Source organism: Pauljensenia hongkongensis (assembly GCF_001746855.1).
In the GTDB taxonomy this organism is placed as follows: Bacteria; Actinomycetota; Actinomycetes; order Actinomycetales; family Actinomycetaceae; genus Pauljensenia; species Pauljensenia hongkongensis.
The window spans coordinates 1,851,372-1,855,505 of record NZ_CP017298.1; the positions used below are offsets into that span (position 1 = coordinate 1,851,372).

General features: G+C 73.5%; 5 protein-coding genes. 4 read left to right on the forward strand and 1 reads right to left on the reverse strand.

Annotation, left to right across the window (positions count from 1 at the left end; all coding sequences use genetic code 11):
* The first annotated feature begins 56 nt into the window (after positions 1-56).
* The 4 genes from BH719_RS07695 (at position 57) to mobA (ending at position 3,500) form a co-directional block, all read left to right on the forward strand.
* On the forward strand, positions 57-1,496 hold the full coding sequence (locus BH719_RS07695) for an MBL fold metallo-hydrolase (RefSeq protein WP_009744260.1): 1,440 nt from the start codon (positions 57-59) through the stop codon (positions 1,494-1,496).
* A 129-nt stretch (positions 1,497-1,625) separates the two neighbouring features.
* On the forward strand, positions 1,626-2,048 hold the full coding sequence (locus BH719_RS07700) for a molybdenum cofactor biosynthesis protein MoaE (RefSeq protein ID WP_009744262.1): 423 nt from the start codon (positions 1,626-1,628) through the stop codon (positions 2,046-2,048).
* Complete coding sequence (locus BH719_RS07705) at positions 2,045-2,869, forward strand: HesA/MoeB/ThiF family protein (protein ID WP_009744263.1); 825 nt, start codon at positions 2,045-2,047, stop codon at positions 2,867-2,869. Before BH719_RS07700 ends, BH719_RS07705 begins: the two co-directional genes overlap by 4 nt.
* 4 nt (positions 2,870-2,873) lie before the next feature.
* On the forward strand, positions 2,874-3,500 hold the full coding sequence (gene mobA, locus BH719_RS07710; RefSeq protein WP_009744264.1) for a molybdenum cofactor guanylyltransferase: 627 nt from the start codon (positions 2,874-2,876) through the stop codon (positions 3,498-3,500).
* Positions 3,501-3,528: 28 nt separating this feature from the next.
* Here mobA and BH719_RS07715 read toward each other — a convergent pair whose 3' ends face one another.
* Positions 3,529-4,041 (reverse strand): molybdopterin-binding protein, encoded by a 513-nt coding sequence (locus BH719_RS07715; protein WP_009744265.1) that lies wholly within the window; start codon positions 4,039-4,041, stop codon positions 3,529-3,531.
* Positions 4,042-4,134: the final 93 nt, after the last annotated feature.

Sequence of the window (4,134 nt, forward strand, 5' to 3'; positions counted from 1 at the left end):
CCGCCCGGGCCGCAGTGCGTTAGCGTTGGGTGCGACCGGCGACGAGTGGAGGCGCGATGACGGCGAGGCGATGGATGGCGGGGGCGGGGGCCCTCGCCCTGGTGGGCGGTGCACTGGTCGGCCCGGCGGTGGCGGCGCCCGGGGACGGCGCGCAGTCGGAGGCGCAGTCCGCCGTGCCCCAGTCCGGCTCGTCGTACTCCTTCGAGGGGGCGTCCGGCAAGACCCGCATGTTCGTCCTGTCCTCCTACAACTCCGACGCGATCCTGCTGGAGTCGAACGGGTGGTTCGGCATCATCGACGGCGGCGAGGACGCGGACGCGCCGGACGGCTCGGACCCCCGATACCCGGCGCGCTCGGGGATCGCGGCCTCCACCTCGTCGACCACGGAGTGGCTGCTCGGGTACTTGGACGACCAGGGGGTCACGGACTCGAACGTGGCCTTCTACCTGGGCACCCACGCGCACTCGGACCACATCGGCAACGCGGACGAGATCATCCGCCGCTACAGGCCCAAGCTCATCTTCTCCCCCGAGTACTCCGACCAGTGGATCACCGACGAGAACGGGCTGTGGGACAACCAGTACGTCTACGACCACCTGGTCGAGGCCGCCCAGTGGGCGCGCTCCGAGTACGGGGCGCAGTTCATCCAGGAGCTGGACGGCTACTCCACCCACGTGTGCATGGGCGACATGGACGTGCAGATGATCCCCTTCGACGTCGACGAGGTGTACAAACGGCAGGGCACCACCGACGCGAACCTGATGGGGTGGGGCGCGAAGGTCAGCGCCTTCGGCCGCTCGGCCTTCCTGGCGGCCGACCTCATGGACACGGACTCGGATTGGACGACCCACAACGGCTTCGAGGGGCGCATCGCCTCCGAGGTCGGGAGCGTCGATATCCTCAAGGCCGGCCACCACGGCCAGGAGTCGTCGAACTTCGAGGAGTTCCTGGGCGCCCTTTCCCCCACCACGATCATCCAGACGGGGCTCGCCGAGGACACGCCGGACCGCCTCACCCGCCACGCGATCCACGGGGACGGCCTGTGGTTCCCGATGGGCGACATCTGGGACTCCGTGAAGGTCCCGGCGCTGGTGTGCGAGTTCAGCGCCCAGGGAATCGCCTACGACGGGGTGGACAACGCCAGGCGGGGCCACGAGTACACCAGCGAGACCCCGAGGGCGTGGTGGTTCCACGCCGGCCACACGGAGGCGACGACGGGCTGGTGGCAGGGGCCCTCGGGGAACTGGTACTACTTCGACTCCTCGGCTTCGGCCGTCCACTCCGAGTGGAGGCTGATCGACGGCTACTGGTACTTCTTCGACGAGTCGGGCGCCCTCGCCTCCCGGGAGGAGGGGCAGACGCAGTCGGCGTCCATCGAGGGAACAGGATCCGGGCGGTCGGCCTCCCCACTGGTGTGGGTGGTGGGCGCGGGACTGCTCGTGGCAGCGGCCGGGGGAGCGTGGTGGGCGCGGCGCTCCCGGCGCGCGCGGGGCTGAGGCGCCCGGCGGCGCACAGGGCCGCCCGCCCGGGCCTGAGACATCCGTCCCGCCCACGGCCCCCGGAGGGCCCGATCCCCCGGGGCCCCGTAGAATCGGAGCGCACCGACCGCCGAAATTGGAGGGATCATGCCTGCGCGGGTGTTCACTGGAATCACTGAAGAACCCCTGGACGCGACGGCCCTGACGAATGCGGCGCGCGACCCCCGGTGCGGGGCCGTCGCCGTTTTCGTGGGAGCCGTGCGCAACCACGACGGCGGGGAGCGCGTGGACGCCATCGAGTACTCCTCGCACCCCAGTTCCCCGCAGGTGCTGCACTCTCTGGCCGACCGCCTGGCCGAGCGCGCGGGCGTCCACGTGGTCGTCGCCTGGCACCGCGTGGGGCGCCTGGAGGTGGGCGACGACGCGATGGTCGTGGCCGTGGGGGCCGAGCACCGCGCGCAGGCGTTCACGGCGGTCGAGACCCTGGTGGAGGAGGTCAAGGCCCAGTTGCCCATCTGGAAGAAGCAGCAACTGACGGACGGCACCCACAGCTGGTCGGGGCTCTCATGACAGTGGGCGACCCGTACTCGCGCGATGCGGCGGTCGATGCCCGCAGCCGCTGCGTCGCCATCCCGCTGCGCGGCGCCCCCGCGCCCCTGGGCGGCCCCGCTGCTCAGCGCTACCGCCGCAACTGGCTGGTGGCAGGCGTCGGCGAGGCGGGCCAGGCGCGCATCGCGGCTGCGCGGGTGCTGGTGGTGGGCGCGGGCGGCCTGGGGTCACCGGTGCTCCTCTACTTGACTGCGGCGGGCGTGGGCACGATCGGCGTGTGCGACTCCGACCGCGTGGAGGTCTCCAACCTGCAGCGCCAGCTGCTGCACTCCGAGGAGGACGTGGGGCGGGCGAAGCCGGAGTCGGCGGTGCGGCGCCTGAGCGCGTTGAACTCGGAGGTGCGCTTCGAGCAGCACCCGCATGTGACGCGCGAGTGGCTGGAGGCGCACGGGCGCGACTGGGACCTGGTCGTGGAGTGCGCGGACACTTTCAGCGCGAAGTACATGGTTGCGGACTGGTGCGCCGAGGCGGGGGTCCCCCTCGTGTGGGGGACCGTCGTGGCGATGGCGTACCAGGTGTCGGTGTTCTGGTCCCGTCCCCCCGCCCCTGTTCCGCCGACATCGCTGCGGTCCCTGCACCCGGTCGAGCCCGCGCCGGGGACCACCCCCGCCTCGCCGGAGGCCGGGGTGCTGGGGCCGGTCGTCGGCCAGGCGGGCACCACGATGGCGACGGAGGCGCTCAAAGTGGTCGCGGGCTTCGGGGAGCCCCTGCTGGGGCGCGTGCTGGTGGTGGACGCGGCCAAGCAGCGCGCCGATGTCCTCACTTTCGCGCCGTGGGGGTGAGGACGTGGGCACTGTCCACGCGCTAGTCCTGGCAGGGGGGACGGGCGAGCGCCTCGGGGGCGCGTCGAAGGCGGACCTGGACGTGGGGTCCCGTTTGCTCGACGTGGTCCTGGCGGGACTGGCCCCGCACGTCAGCGGGGCGGTCGTGGTGGTGGCCCCGCCGGGGGTGCCCGTGCCGGACGGGGTGGGGCGCGCCATGGAGGAGCCGCCGGGGGGAGGCCCTTTGGCGGGCATCGGCGCCGGCCTGGACTTCCTGACGGGCCGGGCGGGGGCGGCCGGGGACGACCGGGTGGTCGTGTGCTCGGTGGACTCCCCGGGCGCCGGGGCGCTGGCCGACCGCCTGTCCGCGGTGGTCCTGGCGCCGCACGAGGCGGGGGCCGCCATCGTGGGCGGGGATCCCGAGCCGTACACGCAGTACTTGCAGGCCGTCTACCGCGTGGGCCCCTTGGCCCGGGCGCTCGACGGGGCCCGGGCGGCGCTGGGGGGCCTGCACGGCGTGGGGGTGCGCAGGGTCCTGGGGGGCCTCGTCCTCAGGCGCGTGGGGGCGCCGTGGAGCGAGTGCCGTGACGTGGACACCAGGGAGGACCTGCAGTGGTGGAGGGCGCGTCTTCGCGGCGGCGGCCCGGTGTAGTGGGCGTCCCCCCGGGCGGCGCGGCCCCTCAGCGCTCCTCGTCCAACTGGCCGAACACGGCGGGCAGCAGGGGCACCAGGACGGCGAGGGTGTCGAGCGCCCCGCCCTTCGAGCCCGGCGAGGCGACTACGAGCGCGCCGGAGGAGTCGCGGGCGCTCACGCCCACGACCTCGCGCGACAGTCCCGACAACGGGGTGCTCTTGAGGCCGTGGGCGCGGATCTGCTCCGCGATCCCCGGGATCTCCACCTCCACGACCTCCCGCACCACTTCGGGCGCGACGTTGCCTACGCCGAAGCCCGAACCGCCCAGGACCAGGACCAGGCGGGAGCCCGCGGCGATGGCCCCGCGCACCTGCGATTCCAGGGCCCCGCGCTGTTCGGGGACCACGGCGGTGGCGACGTGGCCGAGTCCGGCCGCGGTGAGGGCGTCGGCGCAGGCGCGGGCGCCCCGCGCCTCCCTCTGCCCGGACAGGACCCGGTCCGAGAAGGTGATGATCGTGGCGCGGATCGGGGAGAGGTCGTATTCCTTCGGCTGGGGCATGGTGCCTCCTTCGGGCTGTTCTGGGCGCGGATCCGGGTGGCGCGGGCGGTCGCGCGGGGACCGTGCGCCGCAGGGGCCGGGAAGCCGGTGGCG

Coding starts and splice junctions, on each gene's coding strand:
- BH719_RS07695 (WP_009744260.1), top strand. CDS start 57: ATGACGGCGAGGCGATGGATGGCGGGGGCGGGGGCCCTCGCCCTGGTG.
- BH719_RS07700 (WP_009744262.1), top strand. CDS start 1,626: ATGCCTGCGCGGGTGTTCACTGGAATCACTGAAGAACCCCTGGACGCG.
- BH719_RS07705 (WP_009744263.1), top strand. CDS start 2,045: ATGACAGTGGGCGACCCGTACTCGCGCGATGCGGCGGTCGATGCCCGC.
- BH719_RS07715 (WP_009744265.1), bottom strand. CDS start 4,041: ATGCCCCAGCCGAAGGAATACGACCTCTCCCCGATCCGCGCCACGATC.